The sequence below is a fragment of the Bacillus cereus group sp. BfR-BA-01441 genome, from assembly GCF_022663075.1.
GTDB lineage: Bacteria > Bacillota > Bacilli > Bacillales > Bacillaceae_G > Bacillus_A > Bacillus_A cereus.
Map to the genome: position 1 here is coordinate 1 of NZ_JAKUEU010000413.1, position 221 is coordinate 221.

The window sequence follows — 221 nt, forward strand, 5'->3', positions numbered from 1 at the left end:
CAAAAGCAAATTATGGAGCACCATTTAACCCGCAAAATTGGGGAGTAGTAGAAAAAAAAGAAAATGGCTGGATGAAGGTAAGTACTTATGAAGGTTATAAGTGGATCAATCCAAATGGAGAAGAAAGATTCATAAACAAATCATTCTATGCGTATAACGAAGCTTCATTTAATGCAGCAAAAGCAAACGCTGGAGCATTATATAATCCACAGAATTTTAGA

General features: G+C 34.4%; 1 pseudogene. It reads left to right on the forward strand.

Annotated elements, in window-relative coordinates:
• A pseudogene (locus MR107_RS31035) lies at nt 1-221 on the forward strand (hypothetical protein); the annotation flags it as partial.